General features: G+C 68.0%; 18 protein-coding genes. 9 read left to right on the forward strand and 9 right to left on the reverse strand.

The genetic code is table 11. The features are described 5' to 3' along the window. The 5 genes from ACY0I8_RS09985 to ACY0I8_RS10005 form a co-directional block, all read right to left on the reverse strand. The coding region (locus ACY0I8_RS09985) for a GspE/PulE family protein (protein ID WP_461394628.1) at window positions 1–1,355 on the reverse strand (1,355 nt) is incomplete at its 3' end. After that, window positions 1,352–3,307, reverse strand: coding sequence for a type II secretion system secretin GspD (gspD, locus tag ACY0I8_RS09990; protein ID WP_461394629.1), 1,956 nt, complete (start codon window positions 3,305–3,307; stop codon window positions 1,352–1,354). The genes gspD and ACY0I8_RS09985, both read right to left, overlap by 4 nt. 4 nt (window positions 3,308–3,311) lie before the next feature. Continuing rightward, the gene (gspC, locus tag ACY0I8_RS09995; RefSeq protein ID WP_461394630.1) at window positions 3,312–4,232 is read right to left on the reverse strand and encodes a type II secretion system protein GspC; all 921 of its coding nucleotides are present in this window, start codon (window positions 4,230–4,232) and stop codon (window positions 3,312–3,314) included. A 76-nt stretch (window positions 4,233–4,308) separates the two neighbouring features. Further along, entirely contained in the window at window positions 4,309–4,488 is a 180-nt protein-coding gene (locus tag ACY0I8_RS10000; RefSeq protein WP_461394631.1) for a hypothetical protein, read from the reverse strand. A 3-nt stretch (window positions 4,489–4,491) separates the two neighbouring features. Next, entirely contained in the window at window positions 4,492–4,704 is a 213-nt protein-coding gene (locus ACY0I8_RS10005) for a YgaP family membrane protein (RefSeq protein ID WP_459942052.1), read from the reverse strand. A 198-nt stretch (window positions 4,705–4,902) separates the two neighbouring features. Here ACY0I8_RS10005 and ACY0I8_RS10010 point away from each other — a divergent pair, with 198 nt between their 5' ends. The 7 genes from ACY0I8_RS10010 (at window position 4,903) to ACY0I8_RS10040 (ending at window position 12,989) form a co-directional block, all read left to right on the forward strand. Continuing rightward, window positions 4,903–5,943, forward strand: a complete 1,041-nt coding sequence (locus tag ACY0I8_RS10010; RefSeq protein ID WP_459942053.1) for a rod shape-determining protein — start codon at window positions 4,903–4,905, stop codon at window positions 5,941–5,943. 73 nt (window positions 5,944–6,016) lie between these two features. Then, the gene (mreC, locus tag ACY0I8_RS10015) at window positions 6,017–6,781 is read left to right on the forward strand and encodes a rod shape-determining protein MreC (RefSeq protein WP_461394632.1); all 765 of its coding nucleotides are present in this window, start codon (window positions 6,017–6,019) and stop codon (window positions 6,779–6,781) included. Beyond that, window positions 6,778–7,281, forward strand: coding sequence for a hypothetical protein (locus ACY0I8_RS10020; RefSeq protein WP_461394633.1), 504 nt, complete (start codon window positions 6,778–6,780; stop codon window positions 7,279–7,281). Before mreC ends, ACY0I8_RS10020 begins: the two co-directional genes overlap by 4 nt. After that, on the forward strand, window positions 7,278–9,131 hold the full coding sequence (mrdA, locus tag ACY0I8_RS10025) for a penicillin-binding protein 2 (protein WP_461394634.1): 1,854 nt from the start codon (window positions 7,278–7,280) through the stop codon (window positions 9,129–9,131). The genes ACY0I8_RS10020 and mrdA overlap by 4 nt, the downstream gene beginning before the upstream one ends. Continuing rightward, entirely contained in the window at window positions 9,128–10,228 is a 1,101-nt protein-coding gene (gene rodA / locus ACY0I8_RS10030; protein ID WP_461394635.1) for a rod shape-determining protein RodA, read from the forward strand. Before mrdA ends, rodA begins: the two co-directional genes overlap by 4 nt. 19 nt (window positions 10,229–10,247) lie before the next feature. After that, window positions 10,248–10,856: a hypothetical protein gene (locus ACY0I8_RS10035; RefSeq protein ID WP_461394636.1), complete on the forward strand. Its 609-nt coding sequence runs from the start codon at window positions 10,248–10,250 to the stop codon at window positions 10,854–10,856. Between the two features lie 939 nt (window positions 10,857–11,795). Further along, window positions 11,796–12,989, forward strand: coding sequence for a multiheme c-type cytochrome (locus ACY0I8_RS10040; protein WP_461394637.1), 1,194 nt, complete (start codon window positions 11,796–11,798; stop codon window positions 12,987–12,989). A 136-nt stretch (window positions 12,990–13,125) separates the two neighbouring features. Here ACY0I8_RS10040 and ACY0I8_RS10045 read toward each other — a convergent pair whose 3' ends face one another. From ACY0I8_RS10045 to ACY0I8_RS10060, 4 genes are all read right to left on the reverse strand, one after another. Continuing rightward, window positions 13,126–13,737, reverse strand: a complete 612-nt coding sequence (locus ACY0I8_RS10045; protein ID WP_461394638.1) for a deoxynucleoside kinase — start codon at window positions 13,735–13,737, stop codon at window positions 13,126–13,128. Between the two features lie 362 nt (window positions 13,738–14,099). Next, window positions 14,100–14,471, reverse strand: coding sequence for a response regulator (locus ACY0I8_RS10050; protein WP_459941032.1), 372 nt, complete (start codon window positions 14,469–14,471; stop codon window positions 14,100–14,102). Between the two features lie 20 nt (window positions 14,472–14,491). Then, window positions 14,492–15,709, reverse strand: coding sequence for a glycosyl transferase (locus ACY0I8_RS10055; protein WP_461394639.1), 1,218 nt, complete (start codon window positions 15,707–15,709; stop codon window positions 14,492–14,494). Between the two features lie 12 nt (window positions 15,710–15,721). After that, window positions 15,722–16,354 carry a redox-sensing transcriptional repressor Rex gene (locus ACY0I8_RS10060; RefSeq protein ID WP_459941026.1) on the reverse strand — a complete coding sequence of 211 codons (633 nt, stop codon included), beginning with the start codon at window positions 16,352–16,354 and terminating at the stop codon, window positions 15,722–15,724. A gap of 227 nt (window positions 16,355–16,581) precedes the next feature. Here ACY0I8_RS10060 and ybgF point away from each other — a divergent pair, with 227 nt between their 5' ends. Beyond that, entirely contained in the window at window positions 16,582–17,298 is a 717-nt protein-coding gene (gene ybgF / locus ACY0I8_RS10065) for a tol-pal system protein YbgF (protein WP_461394640.1), read from the forward strand. Between the two features lie 168 nt (window positions 17,299–17,466). Continuing rightward, on the forward strand, window positions 17,467–18,426 hold a 960-nt coding region (locus ACY0I8_RS10070), incomplete at its 3' end, for a LysM peptidoglycan-binding domain-containing protein (RefSeq protein WP_461394641.1).

Here is an 18,426-nt window from a genome sequence, read left to right on the forward strand (position 1 = left end):
ACGAGGCGCTGGGCGAGCACCGCCAGGATCGAGGAGGCCACGAGGAACGGCTCGACCCCCATCTCCACCAGCCGGGTCATGGCGCCGGCGGCGTCGTTGGTGTGGAGGGTCGAGAACACCAGGTGCCCGGTCAAGCTCGCCTGGATCGCGATCTCGGCCGTCTCGAAGTCCCGGATCTCCCCCACCATGATCACGTCGGGGTCCTGCCGGAGAATCGAGCGCAGGCCCGCGGCGAAGGTGAGGTCGATCTTCGGGTTCACCTGGATCTGTCCGATCCCCTGGAGCTGGTACTCGATGGGGTCCTCCACCGTGATGATGTTCACGTCCCGGGAGTTGATGCGCGACAGCGCCGCGTAGAGCGTGGTCGTCTTCCCGGAGCCCGTGGGCCCGGTCACGAGCAGGATCCCGTGGGGCTTGCGGATCAGGGTCTTGAACGCCTCGAGGCGCTCCCCCTCGAGCCCCAGTTGCTCCAGGTCCAGGAGCACGGCCGACTTGTCCAGGAGCCGCAGGACCACCCGCTCCCCGTGGGCCGTGGGGAGCACCGACACCCGGATGTCGATGTCCTTGCCCGCGATCTTGATCCGGATCCGGCCGTCCTGGGGCAGGCGTTTTTCCGCGATGTCGAGCCCGGCCATCACCTTGATCCGGCTCGTGATGGGCGCCTGGAGCGCCTTCGGCGGGGTGAGCACGGGGTAGAGGACCCCGTCGATCCGGTACCGGACCTGGAGCTCCCGCTCGAAGGGCTCGATGTGGATGTCGCTGGCCCGGTCCTTGACCGCCTGGAACAGGATCCCGTTCACGAGCCGGATGACCGGGGCCTCGTCGGCGGCGTCCAGGAGGTCCCGGGGCTCCTCGAGCTCCTGGGCCAGGCCCTCGAGAGACCCCTCGGCGAGCTCCTCCATGATCTCCTCGGCCCGGTCGGAGCCCTCCTCGTACACCCGGTTCACGGCTTGCTCGATGATCTCGGCCGGTGCGACCACCGGGGTGATGGGCCGGCCGAACAAGACCCGCAGGTCGTGGAGCACGGCCGAGTCGGTGGGGTCGGCCACGGCCACCACCACCCGGTTCCCGTCCTCGGCCAGGGGCAGGCACCGGTGCCGGCGGGCAAACGAAATGGGCACCCGCCGCACCCACCCCGGGGGCACCTCGGCCGTGCGGATCTCGCCGGTCCACCCGAGGCCCAGGGCCTCGGCCGCCGTCCGGGAAAGGGCCTCGTCGTCCACGGCCCCGAGGGCTCGCACGGCCGCGATCACCGAGATGCCCCGCTCGGCCGCCTCGGCGCGGACGCGCTCGGCTGCCTCGGGGGCCAGAAGGCCCCGGGCCTCCAGGGTCTCGAGGAGGGGCGCGCGGCTCACGGCTGTGCCGGCTCCGCGGCGGGTTCGGGCTTGCCGCCGTCCCGCTCCATCACGTCCCGGTCAAACGCCGCGCGTTTCTGCCGGGTGATCTCGGTGATCTCGTCCATGGTGCGGATGATGTGGGGCGTGAGGAAAATGAGAAGGTTCGTCTTCTGGTTCGCGTTCGACGACGTGCGAAACAACGCCCCCAGGAACGGGATGTCCCCGAGGCACGGCACGCTCGAGACGTTGGCCTGGGTGTTGTCCTTGATGAGCCCCCCGATGACCACCGTGGTTTTGTCCTTCACCACCACCGTCGTCTTCGCCGACCGCCGGGTGGTGGTGGGGGCGTTGATCGAGGTGCCGGTGGTGGTGCTCACGATCTGGCTGATCTCCTGGAAGAGCTTGAGTTTGACGTAGTCGTCCTCGTTGATCTGGGGGGTGATCCGGAGGGTCAGGCCCACGTCCCGGTACTCGAAGGTGAAGATGGGATTGCCGTTCGAGTCGAACTTCTGGCTCGTCTGGAACGGGATGTTGTCGGAGACCACAATCTCGGCCTCCTCGTTGTCGGTGGTGAGGAGGTGGGGCGTCGAGAGGACGTTCACGTCCCCCGTCTTCTGGAGCGCCTGGATCAAGGCCCCCACGTTCAGAAAGGTCTGGTTGTTGAAGGTGACCGTGCCCTCGACGGCTCCGAGGAAGAGCCCGGTGGGGACGTTCAGGGGGTTCTGCATGAGCGGCGTGATGGTGCCAAAGTTTGTGCCCCCAAACACGTTGGGCTGGTCCCGGGAGACGTCGTTGACGCTTCGCCACTCGACCCCCAGTTGCAGCGATTTCTCGTAGCTCATCTCGATGATGAGCGCCTCCACCAGCACCTGGGGCCGGCGGACGTCGAGCTTTTCGATCACCGCTGTGAGGGTTTCGTAGTCCTGGGGGCTTGCGATAATCACAAGCGAATTCGTGGCCTTGTCGGCCGTGATCTGCACCGGTTCCTCGAACTCCACCGGCACCTCGGTCACCTTGGCGGTCTTGGGCTGGGGTTGGCCGGGTTTCGCCTTGGTGCCGGCCGACTTGGAGATGGCGGTCAAGACCGAGGCCACGTTCTCGGCATCGGCGTATTTGAGATAGTACACGTTGATCTTGCCCGATCCCCGGGGGATCTCCACGTCCAGGGCCCGGATCATCCCCTTGATCTCCTCGAGGGTGTCCGGGTCCGCGATCACGATCAGGCTGTTGGTGCGCGAGTCCGGGATGATCTTGACCGACACCTGCTCGGCCTGGACCTGGACGTTCTGCTGGCCCCGGGCCGGGGTGCGGCGCCGGGCCGTGCGGCCCTTTTCCACGACGGCCTGGCTCAGGCTCTTGGCCAGGGTCTCGGCCGCGGCGTACTGGATCGGGATCACCTCGAACACGGTGTCCACGGTTTCCACGTCAAGGGCCTCGATGATCTTCACCAGTCGTTCGATGTTGGAGAGCGAGTCCGTGAGGATCAGGGTGTTCGTGGGGGCATAGGCCACGATGGAGGAGTCCTTCGACACGAGGGGCGAGAGGATCCCCGCCACGGTCTCGGCCTCCACGAACTGGAGCGGCAGGAGCCGGGTCACGAACCGGTCCCCGGGTTCGGCGCCGTCGTCCACGGTTTCGATGTTCGTCTGTTTGGCCTCCCGGGTGGATACCAGTTTGAACACGTTCTCCGTGACCGGGACGATCGTGAACCCCTTGACGTTCAGGATGGCCTGGAACACCTGGAAGGCCTCCTCGGGGGTGACCTTCCCGGGAGCGATCACCGTGATCTTGCCCCGAACCTTCTCGTCCAGGATGAAGTTCTTTCCGGTAAGCTCCGAGATGAACTGGACCACCGCCTCGATCTCGGCGTCCTTGAAGTTCATCGTCAGCGCCTTGGGCGCCTCGGCCCGGGCGAGCGGGCCGGTCAGGGCGAGGAGGAGGGACACAACGAAGAGGGCTCGTCTCAGCATTCGGTCACCGGATCTCGTAGGTGAAGGTCTGGTTCTGGTTTCGCCGCACGAGGTCGAGCTGGATCGTGGTCTCGTCCTTGAGCCGCTGGTAGGCCTCGAAGGCCTGCTCGGGCCCCTGGATCTCGATGCCGTTGATCCGCTTGATCACGTCGCCGTTCTGAAGCCCGATCTTGGCAAACAGGCTTCCGGGCCGGATCGCAAACACCTTGAACCCGTCGGGCTGCCCGTCGGTGAAATTGGGCACCACCCGGATCTGGGTGAGGAGTTGGCTCATGTTCTCCTGAGCCTGTTCGAGTTCCCGGGCGTCGATGACCCACTTGTCCTCGGCCACCTTTTGCACCGTGTCGTCGGCGGCGGTGGGTCCCGGTTCCGCCTGGCTCGGCGGGGCGAGCCGGGCGCGGTCGGCCCGGGCCGCGGGCTTGGGCTCGAAGAGGAGGATCTCCTCCTCGGCCCCACCCCGGCGGACCCGAACGCGGTCGGAGAGCACCTTGACGAGGGTGGCCCCCTCGGCCACCTCTCTGCCTTCCCGGACCACCTTGACCTCGCTCCCGTCCTGGATCACGGCAAACGACGGCGCGCCGTCCACCACCACGGTGCCGAGGAGGGTCAGGTTGAGGGGAGGAAGGGGCCGGGCGGGTGCGGGTTCCGGCGTTGCCCGGGCGGCCGGGGCCGGCGCCGGGGTGGCCGCCGGCTCGGGGGTGGGGTGGGCGTTAAACAGGTTCCGGTCTTCGATGATTCGGTAGTCGGCGAGCCGTTCGCGCCGTTCGGCCTCGGCCGCCGTCACCGAGACGGCGGGGCGGCCGGACTGGGGCGACCACAGAGACCGGGCCACCCACAGTCCGGCGATCTTGGCCGAGAGGTGGGCGGCCGCCACGAGAAATCCGACGGTGAGCACCCATCGGTGCCGCAGTAACGCTTCGCGCATGCTCCCTCCGGGAAACCGAGGTAGCATACGCGAGGGCCCGAGGGGGCTGCAACCGGGAGAAAAATCAGGGCGAGGGTTACCCGGCGGCTCGCCGGGCCCGGGCCTGCTCCTTTTCCAACAGGTAGATGGGGCAGGCGGTCCGCCACTGGCAGTACGCCTTGGGGTTCAGGCACCGGGGTTCCGAAAGGGGGACTTCCTTTTCGCTTTTCTGGCACCGGAACCGCTTGGCGGACCCCTCAACGGCGTCGAGTTCCATGGGTCACACCTTCCGGGCTTCGAACTCAGGGTCCGGGAGCCCGAGTTTCCGCAGGATCGTCATGGCCGGGCACCACTTTGTAAACGCCGACTGCAGCAGGTTCAAGCCCACGAAGGCGGTGAAGAGGTGCCAATAGGGGCTGTGCAGGTACCCGAGGCCGAGGCTCAGGAGCACGAAAAATCCCGCCATCAACCGAAGCGCGTCGTTCACGGTCATGGTCGTTTCCTCCCGATGGTCATGGATGGTGTGGGTGGATCCCGTTCACGCCCTTTGATGCGCTTCGTCGGCAAAGGTCACCGGGTGCCGGACGGGGTCGGTCCGATCGCCTTGAACCGCCGGGAAAGGCGCTGCTAGAATCCGTTTTTTCCAACGACCCAAGATCCTTCCAGACCCCTTCTCCGAGGCGCAACCCCCATGCTCGACGCCATCCTGGGATTCTTTTCCACCGATCTCGCCATCGATCTCGGCACCGCCAACACCCTCGTGTACGTGCGGGGCAAGGGGATCGTGGCGAGCGAACCCTCGGTCGTGGCCGTGCGAAAGGAAGGCCAGGGAGGCGGCCGAATCCTGGCGGTCGGCAAGGAGGCCCAGCGGATGCTCGGCCGCACGCCGGGTTCGATCGTGGCCATTCGCCCCATGAAGGATGGGGTGATCGCGGATTTCGACATTTGCGAGGCCATGCTGCGGTACTTCATCCAGAAGGTCCACAACCGTCGCAAGCTGGTGCGACCGCGGGTCATCGTGGGCGTGCCCTCGGGTATCACTCAGGTAGAGCGGCGGGCCGTGCGGGAGTCGGCCGAGTCGGCGGGCGCCCGGGAGGTGTACCTGATCGAGGAGCCCATGGCCGCCGCGATCGGTGCGGGTCTGCCGGTGACGGAACCCTCGGGCAACATGATCGTGGATATCGGGGGCGGCACCACCGAGGTCGCGGTGATCAGCCTGGCCGGCATCGTGTACTCCCAGTCGGTCCGGGTGGCGGGCGACAAGATGGACGAGGCGATCGTGCAATACATCAAACGCAAGTACAACCTCCTCATCGGCGAGCGCACAGCCGAGGAGGTGAAGATGACCGTGGGCACGGCGTATCCCGATCCCGACGGAGGGGACCACCCCCAGACGATGGAGGTGAAGGGTCGGGATCTGGTGGCCGGCATCCCGAAGACGATCACGGTGCACACCGACGAGATCCGGGAGAGCCTGCGCGAACCGATCAACGCGATCGTTCAGGCCGTCCGGATCGCCTTGGAAAAAACGCCGCCCGAACTCGCCGCCGACATCGTGGACAAGGGCATCGTGCTGGCGGGCGGGGGGGCGCTGCTGCGCAATCTCGACGTGCTCTTGCGGGAAGAGACCGGCCTGCCGGTGATGGTGGCCGACGATCCCCTGTCGTGCGTGGCGCAGGGGGCGGGTATGGCGCTCGACGAGATCGAACTCCTCCGGGAGGTGACGTCCTGATCCCCCGTCTCGGCCCATGACCTCGTTTTGGGTACGCCACCGTAAGCTCCTACTCGGGGCGGGGGGGGTGATCGTGACCGTCGGATTCTTGCTGTCCGGCGGTTTGGGTGGCGGGGTGTGGGGCGGCCGGGGGGTTGGGCTCGTGGTGGCGCCGGTGCAGTCTGCGGTTCGGGGGTTGGTCGGCGGGGTGGCCGGGTTGGTCGACCGGTATCTGTGGCTCGTGGATGCCAAGACCGAGGCCGCCCGCCTCCGGCACGAGAACGCGGATCTTCGTCGGGAGTTGGCCCGGGTCGAGGAGGTGTTCCAGGAGAACCAGAGGCTCCGGAGCCTACTGGAGTTTCGGGACCTCCTGGCCCAGCCGGCCGTGGCGGCCCGGGTCGTGGGCAGTAGCGCCACCCCGTGGCTCCGGACGGTCGTGCTCGACAAGGGGATGGCCCACGGGATTCGCGTGGACGCTCCCGTCATGACGCCCCAGGGCCTGGTGGGGCGTGTGTACGAGGTGTCGGAACGGGCGAGCCGGGTGCTCCTCCTGACCGATCCCAACAGCGCCGTGGACGCCTTGATCCAGCGGACCCGGGCCCAGGTGGTGGTCGAGGGGGGGCTGGGACGGCGGTGCCGGGTTCTGTACCTCCCCCGGGGGGAGGACGTGGAGGTGGGGGATCCCGTGGTCACCTCGGGGCTCGACGGCGTGTTCCCGAAGGGGCTCCTCCTGGGCCGCATTGCCTCGGTGGAGCAGCGGCCGGGAGAGGTGTTCCAGCGTGCCGAGTTGGAGCCCGGCGCCGATTTCGGGCGGTTGGAGGAGGTGCTCGTGCTCCCGCGCCCGCCGGAGGAGCCGTGAGGGCGATCGGTGCCTGGCTGGGGATCCTCCTGTTCGCCACAGGGGTGCAGACCACGCTCCTTCCGCTGGTACTTCCGGACCCCTGGCGGCCCGATCTCACGCGGTTGCTCGTGCTCTGGCTCGCCCTCACGGGGGTCCCGCGCGGCGGGGTGTTCTGGGCCGCGGGCTCCGGGCTGCTGGTGGATCTCCTGTCGGGAGGACACCTCGGGTTCGTGGGGGCCCTTCACGTGTGGCTCTATGTCCTGGCCCGGCCGCTTCGGGGCGTGTTTTTCGATCACCAGCCCCTTTGGCTCCTGCCGCTTGCGGCTGCGGCCCCGTTCCTGGAGGCGGTGGGGGCCTCGGTGCTCTTTCATTTCACCGCCCCTTCCGCCTCTGCGCCCCCCGAGATCTGGGCCGTCGCCCTCCGGCAGATGCCCGCCGACGTGCTCCTCGTGGTGTTCGTGTTCCTCGGGCTTGAGCTCGCCACGGGCCGGCGGAGCCGGATGGAGGTTGCGCCGTGATCTTTCGCCCGCGGTTCACCCGGAGCCGCCTCCGGCCCCGCCTTTTGGCCTGCGTGGCGGTGGTGGCGGCCGCCTTCGGCGTGCTGCTAGGGCGCCTCGCCTACCTCCAGATCTGGGAGGGGGCGCGCTACCGGTATCTCAGCGAGAACAACCGGATCCGACTCGAGCGGGTGCCGGCCCCGCGGGGCATGGTGTTCGACCGCAACGGTATCATTCTCGCGGACGTGCGGGCCGCCTTCGAAGCCCTGGTCGTGCCGTCCGAGGTGCCGGAGGAGGGCCGGGAGGAGTGGGTCGGCCGGGTGGCCGGGATCCTGGGGATGGATCCCCAGGAGATCTGGAACATTCTCGGCGCCCCCGGTCCCCCCCGATGGGAGCCACGGCTTCTCGCTCGGATCGATCGACCCCAGATGGCCCGCCTCGAGGCCCACCGGCTGGAGTTGCCCGGCATGCTCGTGCGCGCCCGACCGGTGCGCCACTATCCGCGTGGGGCTTTGTTCGGCCCGGTGCTGGGATACGTGGGGGAGGTGTCGGCCGAGGAGCTCGGCCGGGAGACGTTTGCCGAGTATGCCGCCGGGGACGTCGTGGGGAGGGCGGGCATCGAGCGGACCTGGGAGGGGGTGCTCCGGGGCGCGGCGGGGGGGCGGCAGGTGGAGGTGGACGTTCGGGGTCGGGAGCTCCGGGTGCTGGCGGAGCGACCGGCCCAGCCGGGACAGAATCTTGTACTGGCCTTGGACGGTAGGCTTCAGGAGGCAGCCCAGGAGGCGCTCGGCGACCAGGTGGGCGCGGTTGTCGTGATCGAGGTCCAAACAGGAGAGGTTCTGGCCTTGGTGACCTCGCCGGGCCTTGATCCCAATGAGCTCGTTCGCGGCGTCACCCCGGAGCGCTGGCAAGAGATCGTGTCCGATCCCCTCCATCCGCTCCAAAACCGGGCCGTGGCAGGGCAGTACCCGCCGGGGAGCACGTTCAAGGTGGCCGTGGCCCTGGCGGGCCTGGCCGAGGGTGTCATCACCCCGAAGACCCGGGTGTTTTGCTCGGGGGCCTACCCGTTCGCCGGCAGGGACTACCGGTGCTGGAAAAAGACCGGCCACGGGTGGGTGGACCTGGAGCGCGCCCTGGTGGAGTCGTGTGACGTGTATTTCTACCAGTTGGGGCTCGACCTGGGCGTCGACGGAATCGCCCGGTGGGGAGAGGCCCTGGGACTCGGTCGGCGCACCGGGGTGGACCTGCCCGGGGAACGGTCCGGACTCCTGCCCACCCGGGCCTGGAAACGCCGGGCCCGGGGGGAACCCTGGTATGCGGGGGAGACGCTGTCCGTGGCGATTGGCCAGGGTTATGTGTTGGCCACACCGTTGCAACTCGCCTCCATGATGGCCGCCGTAGCGCACCCCCAGGGGGTGCGCATGCGCCCCCGGTTGGTGACCCGGATCGAGGAACCCGCCGGCCACGTGGTTCATTCCTTGGCCCCGGAGGAGGTGGGACGGTTGCCGTTTTCGATGGCCCACCTCGGCCTCGTCCGCCGGGCACTCCGGGAGGTGGTGGCGGGCGAAAGGGGCACGGGTCGCCGGGCCGAGGTGCCGGGATTTCCCGTGGCCGGGAAGACCGGCACGGCCCAGGTGGTGAAATTGCCCTCGGAACGCAATCTTCCGGACGATCAGATCCCCTGGGAACACAGGGATCACGCCTGGTTCGTGGGGTACGCGCCCGCCGATCGTCCCGAAATCGCGTTTGCGGTGCTGGTGGAACACGGAGGGCACGGCGGTGCCGCGGCGGGGCCGGTGGCCGCCCGGGTGGTGGAGGCGTACCGGGACCTCACCCGGGCCGGCGTGGCCGTGGGCGAGGAAGGCCGATGAGGCCCCGGGCGGCATGGCGCCAGTTGGACTGGGGGTTTCTGTTCCTGCTTGCGCTCCTTTGTGGAGCGGGGCTTTCGGTCCTGTGGAGCGCCAGCCATGGTCCCGGCGGGACGGTGGCGGCGTATGCCGGGAAGCAGGCCCGGTGGATGGCGATCGGTGGCCTGGTTCTTACGGGCGCCGTAGTGTTCGACTACCGGCGTCTGGAATCCTGGGCGCCCTGGATGTATCTGGGCACTCTCCTCACCCTGGCCGCCGTGCTGGCCGTGGGTCACACGACGATGGGCGCCCAGCGGTGGATCGCGCTGGGGCCGATCCGGGTCCAACCCTCGGAGTTCGCCAAGATCTCCATCGCCATCGTCACGGCTCACGTCCTCGCCCGGGAACCCTCCGACCCCCCGTATGGCCTGCGGCCCCTCCTCGTCCCGGCGGCGACGGTAGGATTGGCCTGCGCCCTGGTCCTCCTGCAACCGGATCTCGGCACCGCCGTGCTGATGGCCGGGGTGGCAGCGGTTCAGGTTCTGTTCCAGGGGGTCCGCCGGGGAGTGCTTCTGGGAGGGATGGGGGCGACTGCGGTGGCGCTTCCGGCCGCCTGGGGGTTCCTCCACGACTACCAGCGCCAGAGGATTCTCACGTTCCTGGATCCGGAGCGCGATCCCCTGGGGGCCGGGTACCACATTATTCAGTCGAAGATCGCGGTCGGCTCCGGACAACTCCTGGGAAAGGGGTTCCTCCAGGGAACCCAGGCTCATCTGAGGTTTCTGCCCGAGCGGCACACGGACTTCATCTTCTCGGTACTCGCCGAGGAGTGGGGGTTTCTGGGTGCGGCGGTCGTGCTGATTCTCTTTGCCCTGTGGATTCTGTGGGGCCTCGACATCGCCTCCCGGGCCCGGGACGACTTTGGGAGGCTCCTGGCGGTGGGGCTAACCGCGATCCTCTTCTTCCACGTGCTGGTGAACGTGGGCATGGTGCTGGGGCTCCTGCCCGTGGTCGGGGTGCCGCTACCGCTGTTCTCCTACGGGGGATCCTCGGTGGTCACCACCTTTCTCATCTGCGGCCTCCTTCTGAACATCCGGATGAGGAGGTTCGGGCGATTTTAGTTCCGGCCGAGGACTGCCGATGAGAAGGTCCATGGTGACCCGAGACGTGGAAACGTTCGTGGCGTTGGGCCGGGCCGTGTCGCTGGCCGCGGCTGAGGGGGCCCTCGAGCCCGAGGAGGCCCGAGACCTGGCGGCTGCCCTGGTGGCCGGGATCCTGAGCGGGTGCATGGAGTTCGACACTTACGCCCGGATCCATGACGCGTTGGCCCGGCTCCTCGACCGGGCTTTCGAGGCGGAGGCCGCGCCTCTGCCACCCCCCCCGGGCCCGACCGAGGAAGAACCGCCCGACGAGCCGCTGGGGGTCTACCTGGAGGTCGTGGGGGAGGCGTGGGACCAGGTGGGGGGCGAGGAGAACTCCGCCGGCCTCAAGGGGTTTGCAGCCCGGGTCTTCGACCTCGGCCGCGCGCGGTTCGGCAACGGGGGCTGGTTCTCCGCCCCACTTCGGGTGTCCGGAGCAGAGTTGATCCGGTTGGCCCGGGGGGCCGGCCTGCTCATCGTGTCGCTCGAGGGCCCGGAACCGGCCGCCGGGGCCGAGGTCCGCCTGGGCGCCCCCGGGGGCCCGCCTCCCAAGGGGTTCCGGCTCCTCCTCGGGTGGGGAGACCGCCGCGCGGCCCTCGAGACCGCCTGATCCCGGGAACCCCCTCGGGCCCTTCCGGGTTTCTCCCGTTGCTTTCCTCCTTCCCCGTGGACCCTGATCTCCCATTCTACCAAGTTGCGTTCAAACAGACACCCATCCCGGGCCGGATCAGGAAACGGTAGCTTTGAACGCAACTTGGTATTACGCCATGGGGGACACCGGGGGCACCCGCGCGCCGCGTCCCGTCAACCCGCGAGATCCGTCTGTCTGATTGCCCGTATTTGCGGCCCACGACGGTATGACCGGACGAGGGTTGCGGACGGGCTTCAGGCGGGCGCGAGTGCGTCACCCCTTTCGCCGCGCCTTTCCATGCCGTTGTCGGCTCGGCAGGCCGGGGCGACGGTGGCGGACGTTCCGGATCTTGCGAAGTGATCCAGGCGTGGTGAGGGCGCGGCGAGGTAAGGGGACGCCCCGGTTTTCCACCAATCGCCCACCTGCGGATCGCCCGTAGCACCGCCCGGGATCTGACAGTATTTCCGTGGGTGTCGGTAACTTGTTCCAGGATCCCCGCCGCGCTATTCCCCTGGCTTCTTGCGGTGAATGTGCTATCCTTCACATCCGGCCCGTTCCGATGCGCGGAGGAATGCCTCGGCCGACGCATCGGGGGTGGAGCGGTATGGCCGCAGGACCTGGGTGGGCGCGCGGCGAGGTGAGGGGCCGCCCCCGGCTCTCCACCAGCCCCCCACCCGCTGGTTCCCGTAGCAACGGCCGGAATCTGGCAACACTTTCATTGGCATGAGTAACGGGGGAAGCGGAGGGGTCATGGGAAAATGGGTCGGGGTAGTTCTGGGGATGGCCGTGGCGTGGGCCGGGATCGGTTGGGCGGATGAGGGGGTGCACTTGGTCTACACGGCGGACCTGAGATCGACGCTGGGCCTTTGCGGGTGAGCGGACAACCCGCTTGGCGGTCTTGCCAAGAAGGCGTGGTATGTGAGGGACCTCAAGACCCGTGGGGTCGAGGTCGTGGTCCTGGATGGGGGAAACGCCCTGTTTCCCCGGGCATGGTTGGCGCCGTCGGAACGCGAACCCTGGCTCGCGAAGGCCCGGTGCCTGGTGGAGGGACACCGGGCCCTCGGGCTGGACCTCCAGGTGGTGGGGGCCTACGACCTCGCCGCGGGCGTGGAACCCTTGAAGGAGTGGGCCGAAACGGCCGGCTACCCGTTCATCAGCGGGAACCTGGTGGATGCCGAGACCCAGGAACCCGTGTTCGCACCCTTTATCGTGCTGGATCGCGGGGGAGTGCGCGTCGGTTTCCTGGGCGTGACGGACCCGAGGGCTTCCCCCAAAGCGCTGGGAGAGCGTTACCGGGTGGCCCCCACATGGCACGCCGTGCGCCGCTGGTTGCCGGAACTCACCCGCCGGGGCTGCGATGCCGTCCTGGTGGTGGGAGCGGTTCACCCCAAGGAGTTCCGGGTGATGGCGCGCACCGTCCCCGGGGTGACGGCCTACCTGGCCGGTGACCCGAGGGATCGGCTCATGTTGCCGTGGCGGGTGGGAGACGCCTGGATCGTGGGCGCGAGCCAACTGGGAAAGTTCCTCACGCTGGTTTCCCTCGACCCGAAACCCGACGGGTGGGGCCTGCGCCACCGGTTCGTGCCCCTGCGGCCGGAGTTCCCGGAGTGCGCCGACGTGCGGCGGATCGTCGATGCCTACTACCGTCGCGCCGGACTGTGGCGGTGGCGCGGAAGGGAGATCCGCGACATGGAGGTGGACGTAAACGCCGAGGGGTTGGAACCGGTTTTCGCGGGCGCCTCGGCCTGCGGCGAGTGCCATCCCCGTCACGCCGAGGCGTGGCGCGACGGCCGCCACGCAAGGGCCCTGGGGCTGCTCCGGGGCGCCGACCGGAAGAACCCGGAGTGCCTGCGGTGTCACACCACCGGCTTCGGAACGCCGGCGGGGTATCGTCTGGGAACCAAGTCGCGCTCCCTTTTGGCAGGGGTTCAGTGTGAGGCCTGTCACGGTCCCGGCAGCCTCCACCCGGCCGCGGAGATCTCCCGGGGTCCGCGCGATGCGGCCGAGGCCTGCGCGGAGTGCCATCGGGGAGATCACGGCGAGGGGTTCAAGCTCGCCTCGGCCCTCCGGCGGATCGCCTGCGCCCGGGTGGGTCCGGAGCCTCCGCCGTAACGAAGGCCCGTGCAGGTGCGGAAGCCCCCTCGAGTGGGGCGCAAACGGGGGGCTGGGGGGCCGATCGGCGGCCCGAGGGGCACCGGTTCCACCCCCCGCTGCCTGCCGCCCGGCCATCGGCCGAAGCTCACCCTCCTTACAGGTATTTCTCGATCGTCTCCAGCACCTCCAACCGGTCCACCATGTCGTGGATGAAATCGAGCCGGTCCGCGTCGATGACGAGCACCGGGGAGAGGTCGTAGCGCCGGATCCAGGAGCGGTAGAGACGGTTGAGGTCTCTAAGATACCCGGGGTCCACCCCCTGCTCGAACGACCGGCCCCGCCTGCGGATCCGTTTTCGGATCGTGGTCATGCTGGATTTCAGGTAGATGAGGAGGTCCGGGGGGTTCAGGCTCGCCCGGATCGTGTCGTAGAGGAGCCGGTAGGCCTCGTAGTCCCGGCCGGTCAGGAGTCCCCGGCGGTGGAGGTTTTCGGCGAAGATCTCGGCGTCCTCGTAAATGGTGCGGTCTTGGATCACGGTGTGCGGGCACGCGTCGAGTTCCTGGTGGACCCGGAACTTGAGGGTCAGGAAGTACACCTGGGAATGGAACGCCCAGCGCCCCATGTCCCGATAAAAATCCTCCAGGTACGGGTTTTCCGCGTTGCGCTCGTAGAACGGCCGGATCTCGGGGTACCGGCGGCACAGGAACTCCACCAGGCTCGATTTGCCGCTTCCCATATTGCCGGCCACGGCGATGTACTTGACCATGGGTTTGGTATCCTTCCAAGTAAGTTCGGCTAGGCGGCTGGCTGCGCGGCAGCTAGGCGGCTAAGAGCGTTCGGGATCCCGGCGTCATCACGTCGGTCAACCCGTTGGAGTTGCGCCGTAGCAGGGGCCAGAATTCAGATGTCAAATGTCAGAGCACCCCTGTCCTCTGTCGTCTGTCTTCTGGCACCTGGCACGGTCGCCGGTCTGCGGTCTCCGGTCCCGGGGTCAAGACCGCGGCGGCCTGGCGCGCCTATTTAGCCCCCTGGGTAATAGTGTCTTCGGCGGCCGTGGAAGAGCTCCAGGCACCAAAAACGCCGGCCCGTGGGGCCGGCGTGGGGAGCCGGGAAATCCGCGGCGTCGGGTCATGTCTCGGGGATCTTCGCCTCCAGGGCCTGCTGGATCTTTCGCTTCAGTTCCGTCAGGTCCGAGGACTTCACCACGTAGTAGTCCGCGGCCACGCTCTTCACGTCTCCCTTGTACGAGCCGTAGGCGGAGCACAGGATCACGGGAAGGTCGTAAAACCGGTTGCGGAGCTCCTGGAGCACGTCCAGGCCGCTCACGTCCACCATCTTGATGTCGAGGATCACCACATCCGGCCGGAACTCCTCCACATGAGGAACGATGTCTTTGCCGGTTTCTAGGGCCAGGACCTCGTGCCCCTCGTCCTCGAGTTCCAGGGTGTAGAGCGTGCGGATGTGCTCTTCGTCGTCCACGATCAGAATGCGAGCCACGATCGCCTCCTTTCGGCCAGGGCTCAGGCGCCCCAGCGCTCGATCAGGTAGGGCTTGGCTTCCTCGAACACGAGGCACTGCTCTTCGACGTACTCCTCGGCCTGCTGCAAGGCCATGCCCTCGGTGGAGCGCACGAACGAGAGGGTCCGCCCAAAGTACAGGGGCGCCAGGGAGTCCAGAAGCTGCTCCCGGGGGAGCACCCGGTCGCGATGGGCGACTGCCATGTCGAAAAGCACATGGGCCCAAAGGGGCACGGGGAACTCGAACTGGGCCGGTTCGAGTTCCCGAACCTCCGCGAGCTTTGCGTAGGTTGCCGGTGCGAGGGCCTCCTTCCACGCGGCATCGTACTCGTTCGCCCCCTCCCGGAACTTCCGGTACAGCGCCTCCATGTCGACATGAACCGGCGGCGGTTGCTCCGTTTCGCCGAGGCCGAACCCGAAGATCGCGGTGGGGCGGCTGCGCCGCACCTCCCGCCAGAACGGGGCGAACGGCTCCATCAGGTGGAAGATCGTGCCCACAACCTGCCGGAACATCGGCCCGAGGCTGGCGGCCGGGTCCTTGGGGCGGTGGATCTTGGGCCTGCCCAAGAACGCCTGGGTGATGGGCTTGCGGAAATACATGGCCAGCGTCGTCATCCAGATGTCGATGCCGAACTGGGCCACGTCGTCGTTCCAGGTTTCATGCTCCAGGTAAAACCGGGCGAGCTCCCCCGAGAACCCGAAGTCGCCGCCGATGGGCTGGCGGACCCTGCGTCCGTACAGGCAACGGGTCAGGGGATAGGCGATGTTGTTGGTGATCGTCCCGTCGTACTTATGCCGAAGGTACAGGGGCGCCACAAACCCGAAATCGTCCAGGAGGGGCTCCCCGAGGGCTTTGATCCACTTGGGGGTGATGCTCTTGAGATCCGCGTCCACCACGACCACGGCCTTGGCGCCGAGCTCCGTAACCAGCCGGAAGAGGTTGCGGAAGTTGTTCCCCTTGCCCTTCACCCCGGGAGGGGTGGACACGTAGATCCGGGGCACGGTGCACGGGGCGTTGAAGAACGCCTCCTTCGTGCCGTCGGTGCTGGCGTTGTCGCAGTTGACGACCACGGTTCGGTAGCCCGCGAAGTACTCGCGCAGCCCCAGTGATGCCTGTTCGGTCGGGAACGCGATGGCGTCCGCCTCGTTATAGCTCGGGATGCCGACCACGACGTCGGCCTCGGTTACGTTTTCCGGGTTTTCCAAGATCCAGTCGGCCATGGGGCTTTCGTCCTACGCTCCGGAGGAAAGGTGGTATACGAGGTTATCGAACTCGGTCGTAAGGTCAACCCGTTTCATCTTCACGTGCTCCGGCACGCTCACCTGCACCGGGGCGAAGTTGAGAATGCCCCGGATCCCGGCCCGCACGGCCGCGTCGGCGGCCTCCTGGGCCGCCTCGGCCGGGGTGGTGATGATCGCGATCTCAATCTTTTTTTCCCTCGCCACCCGGGGCAGCTCATCGAGGTGCTCGATGGGAATTCCAGAGGGCAGAAAAGTACCCACCTTTTTCGGGTCCACGTCAAAGGCCGCCACGAAAACGTATCCGTGTTCCGTGAAGCTCCGGTAACTGGCGAGGGCCCGCCCCAGGTTGCCCACCCCGATCAGGGCCACGTTGCGTTTCTGGTTGAGCCCCAGCACCTTTCGGATATCGAAGTGGAGTTCTTTCACGTAGTAGCCCACCCCCCGGACCCCAAATTCTCCGAAGTAGGTGAGATCTTTGCGGATTTGCGCAGCGTTTACGCCGCAGATATCGGCGAGTTCGGCGCTGGAGATGACCTCCACCCCCTTCTTCTCCAGGTCCCTCAAGACCCGCATGTAGATGGAAAGGCGCTTGATGGTGGCTTCGGGTACCTTGAGACCTTGCATGGCCTGCTCCTTGCTCCAAGGGCCCTTGGTCTGTCCGTCCGGTGCAGCATCGCCAAGCCGCCAGGACCGCTTGTGAAGCGTAATAACAAACAAACGACGTTGTCAAACTTTCGGTCCTTGGTCGGCCGCAAGCCCCGGTGGTATGGTATGCGCCGGGACGTGGAACCGGGGCGGGGTCCCGGACGGGCGCTTCCGTTCTGTTCGCGAGCGAGAAGGAGGGACAAGGGGTGTCACAGGCTAGTCGCGGGTGGGTTTCGCTGGGGTTGTCCGGTCTGGCGGCGGTCCTCCTGGCGGGGTGCGCCGCCGCGCCCCCCAAGGACGAACCCCCGTCCTGGGAACCCCGGGTGCAGGAACTCGAGCAGTCCCGGGCCCGGCTAGAGCTCCGCCTCGACGAGATGAACCGCGCCCTTTTGGGCCTGAGGGCCCGGGTGGACGCCTTGGAGGCCCGGCTTGAGTCGGTGGCCCGACCGGCCGAAAAGAAGGGGGCCGTCCGGGAACAGCCGGAGCTCCGGGTGATCCGTTTGGAACCCCCCGAGCCGGCCCCGTCTCCGGCGGAAGAGCCCCCGGCCACGCTCTCGGCGCCGATCGCCTTGTACCGGCGGGCGTTCAACGCGTACCGGGAGGGCCGATACGGGGCGGCGATCCTCGACTTCGAGGAGTTCGTGGCCCGGTATCCCGACCACGAATACGCGGACAACGCCCAATACTGGGTCGGGGAGTGTTACTATTCCCAGGGGCAGTATGAGCAAGCCATCGTGGAGTTCCAGAAGGTGGTGGACCGCTACGGCCACGAGCCGAAGGCTCCGGACGCCCTCCTCAAGATCGGGCTCTCCTACGAGCGCCTAGGGGAGCCCGGGAAGGCCCGGGTGTTCTGGAGCCGGGTGGTGGAACAGTATCCGCAAAGCGAGGCGGCGCGGGAGGCCCGGAAGAAGCTCGGGGGGTGAGCCGGCGAAGTACCCGCCCGGGGGCCCGCGTACGCGACGATTCGGTCGTTCGGGAGACAGGGGCGAGGTTGGACCACCGAGCCGGGGCCTCGAAGGCGTCCCGCCTTCTGGCCTTCCAGCTTTCCAGCCTTCCAGCGGGGCACTGGGTGGACCCAGGGAGGAGACACCGTGAAGGCGCGCATCCTCTTGGCGGCAGTGGTGTTGGGGGCGGCGACCGCGGGCGCGGCCGAACCCGTGTACCGGGTGGTTCCCGGCGATACCCTCTGGGACCTCTCGGCCCGCCGGTGGAGCGATCCCACGCTCTGGCCGGAACTCTGGGCCCTGAACCCCCAGATCCGAAACCCCCACTGGATCTTCCCGGGGGATGAGATCCGGTTCGACGGGCCGGCGGCCCGCCAGAGGGAGGCCGCGGGCCGGGTCGTGCGGCTTCCGGTGGAGCGGTTGGTTCCGCCCCGGGCGGGGGAGCCGGCGACGCCGGACGAGGCGGGGGCGGGACCCTCCGGGGCCGGCACCCGGGAGTCCCGGGGGGCCGCACCGGAGGCGAAGACGTACCGGTTGGTTCGGGCGCGGGCGCTCGATTTCGTGTCCTCCCATCCGGTCGCCCGGCTCGGGGTGGTGGATACCCGGGCCCAACGAAAGGTGGCCTACGCGCCCGGGGAGGATGTGGAGATCGCTCTCAACCCCGGCGCCTCGGTTCGGCCCGGAGACCGCCTCACGGCCTTCGACGACCGGGAGTCGGTGGTCCACCCGCGCAACGGGGAACCCGTGGGGTGGTACGTCCGCGTTCTGGCGCACCTCAAGGTCGAGTCGGTCGAGGCCGGCCGGGCGGTCGCCCGCATCCTGGAGGGGTACGACGCCGTGCAGAACGGGGCCGGGGTCATGCCGTTCCGGGCCCCGGTGGAGCAGGTGACGGCGACGGGGGCCTCCCGGGGCGTGGAGGGGGTGGTGCTCCGGGGCCAGCCCGACCGCACCGTGTTGGGAACCGACGACCTCGTGTTTCTCGACCGGGGACGGATCCACGGCCTCGAGCCCGGGGTGGTGCTCGAGTTCCCGGCGTCGGAGGCCCTGGACGACGCCCAGGGCCTCGTGGATCTGCGCTCGCCGCTGGCGCGGGCCGTTGTGATCGGG

It is taken from the genome of Deferrisoma sp., assembly GCF_054681715.1.

Coding starts and splice junctions, on each gene's coding strand:
- rodA (WP_461394635.1), top strand. CDS start 9,128: ATGAGGCCCCGGGCGGCATGGCGCCAGTTGGACTGGGGGTTTCTGTTC.
- gspD (WP_461394629.1), bottom strand. CDS start 3,307: ATGCTGAGACGAGCCCTCTTCGTTGTGTCCCTCCTCCTCGCCCTGACC.
- ACY0I8_RS10045 (WP_461394638.1), bottom strand. CDS start 13,737: ATGGTCAAGTACATCGCCGTGGCCGGCAATATGGGAAGCGGCAAATCG.
- ACY0I8_RS10005 (WP_459942052.1), bottom strand. CDS start 4,704: ATGACCGTGAACGACGCGCTTCGGTTGATGGCGGGATTTTTCGTGCTC.
- gspC (WP_461394630.1), bottom strand. CDS start 4,232: ATGCGCGAAGCGTTACTGCGGCACCGATGGGTGCTCACCGTCGGATTT.
- ACY0I8_RS10010 (WP_459942053.1), top strand. CDS start 4,903: ATGCTCGACGCCATCCTGGGATTCTTTTCCACCGATCTCGCCATCGAT.
- ACY0I8_RS10060 (WP_459941026.1), bottom strand. CDS start 16,354: ATGCAAGGTCTCAAGGTACCCGAAGCCACCATCAAGCGCCTTTCCATC.
- ACY0I8_RS10035 (WP_461394636.1), top strand. CDS start 10,248: ATGAGAAGGTCCATGGTGACCCGAGACGTGGAAACGTTCGTGGCGTTG.
- ACY0I8_RS10000 (WP_461394631.1), bottom strand. CDS start 4,488: ATGGAACTCGACGCCGTTGAGGGGTCCGCCAAGCGGTTCCGGTGCCAG.
- ACY0I8_RS10055 (WP_461394639.1), bottom strand. CDS start 15,709: ATGGCCGACTGGATCTTGGAAAACCCGGAAAACGTAACCGAGGCCGAC.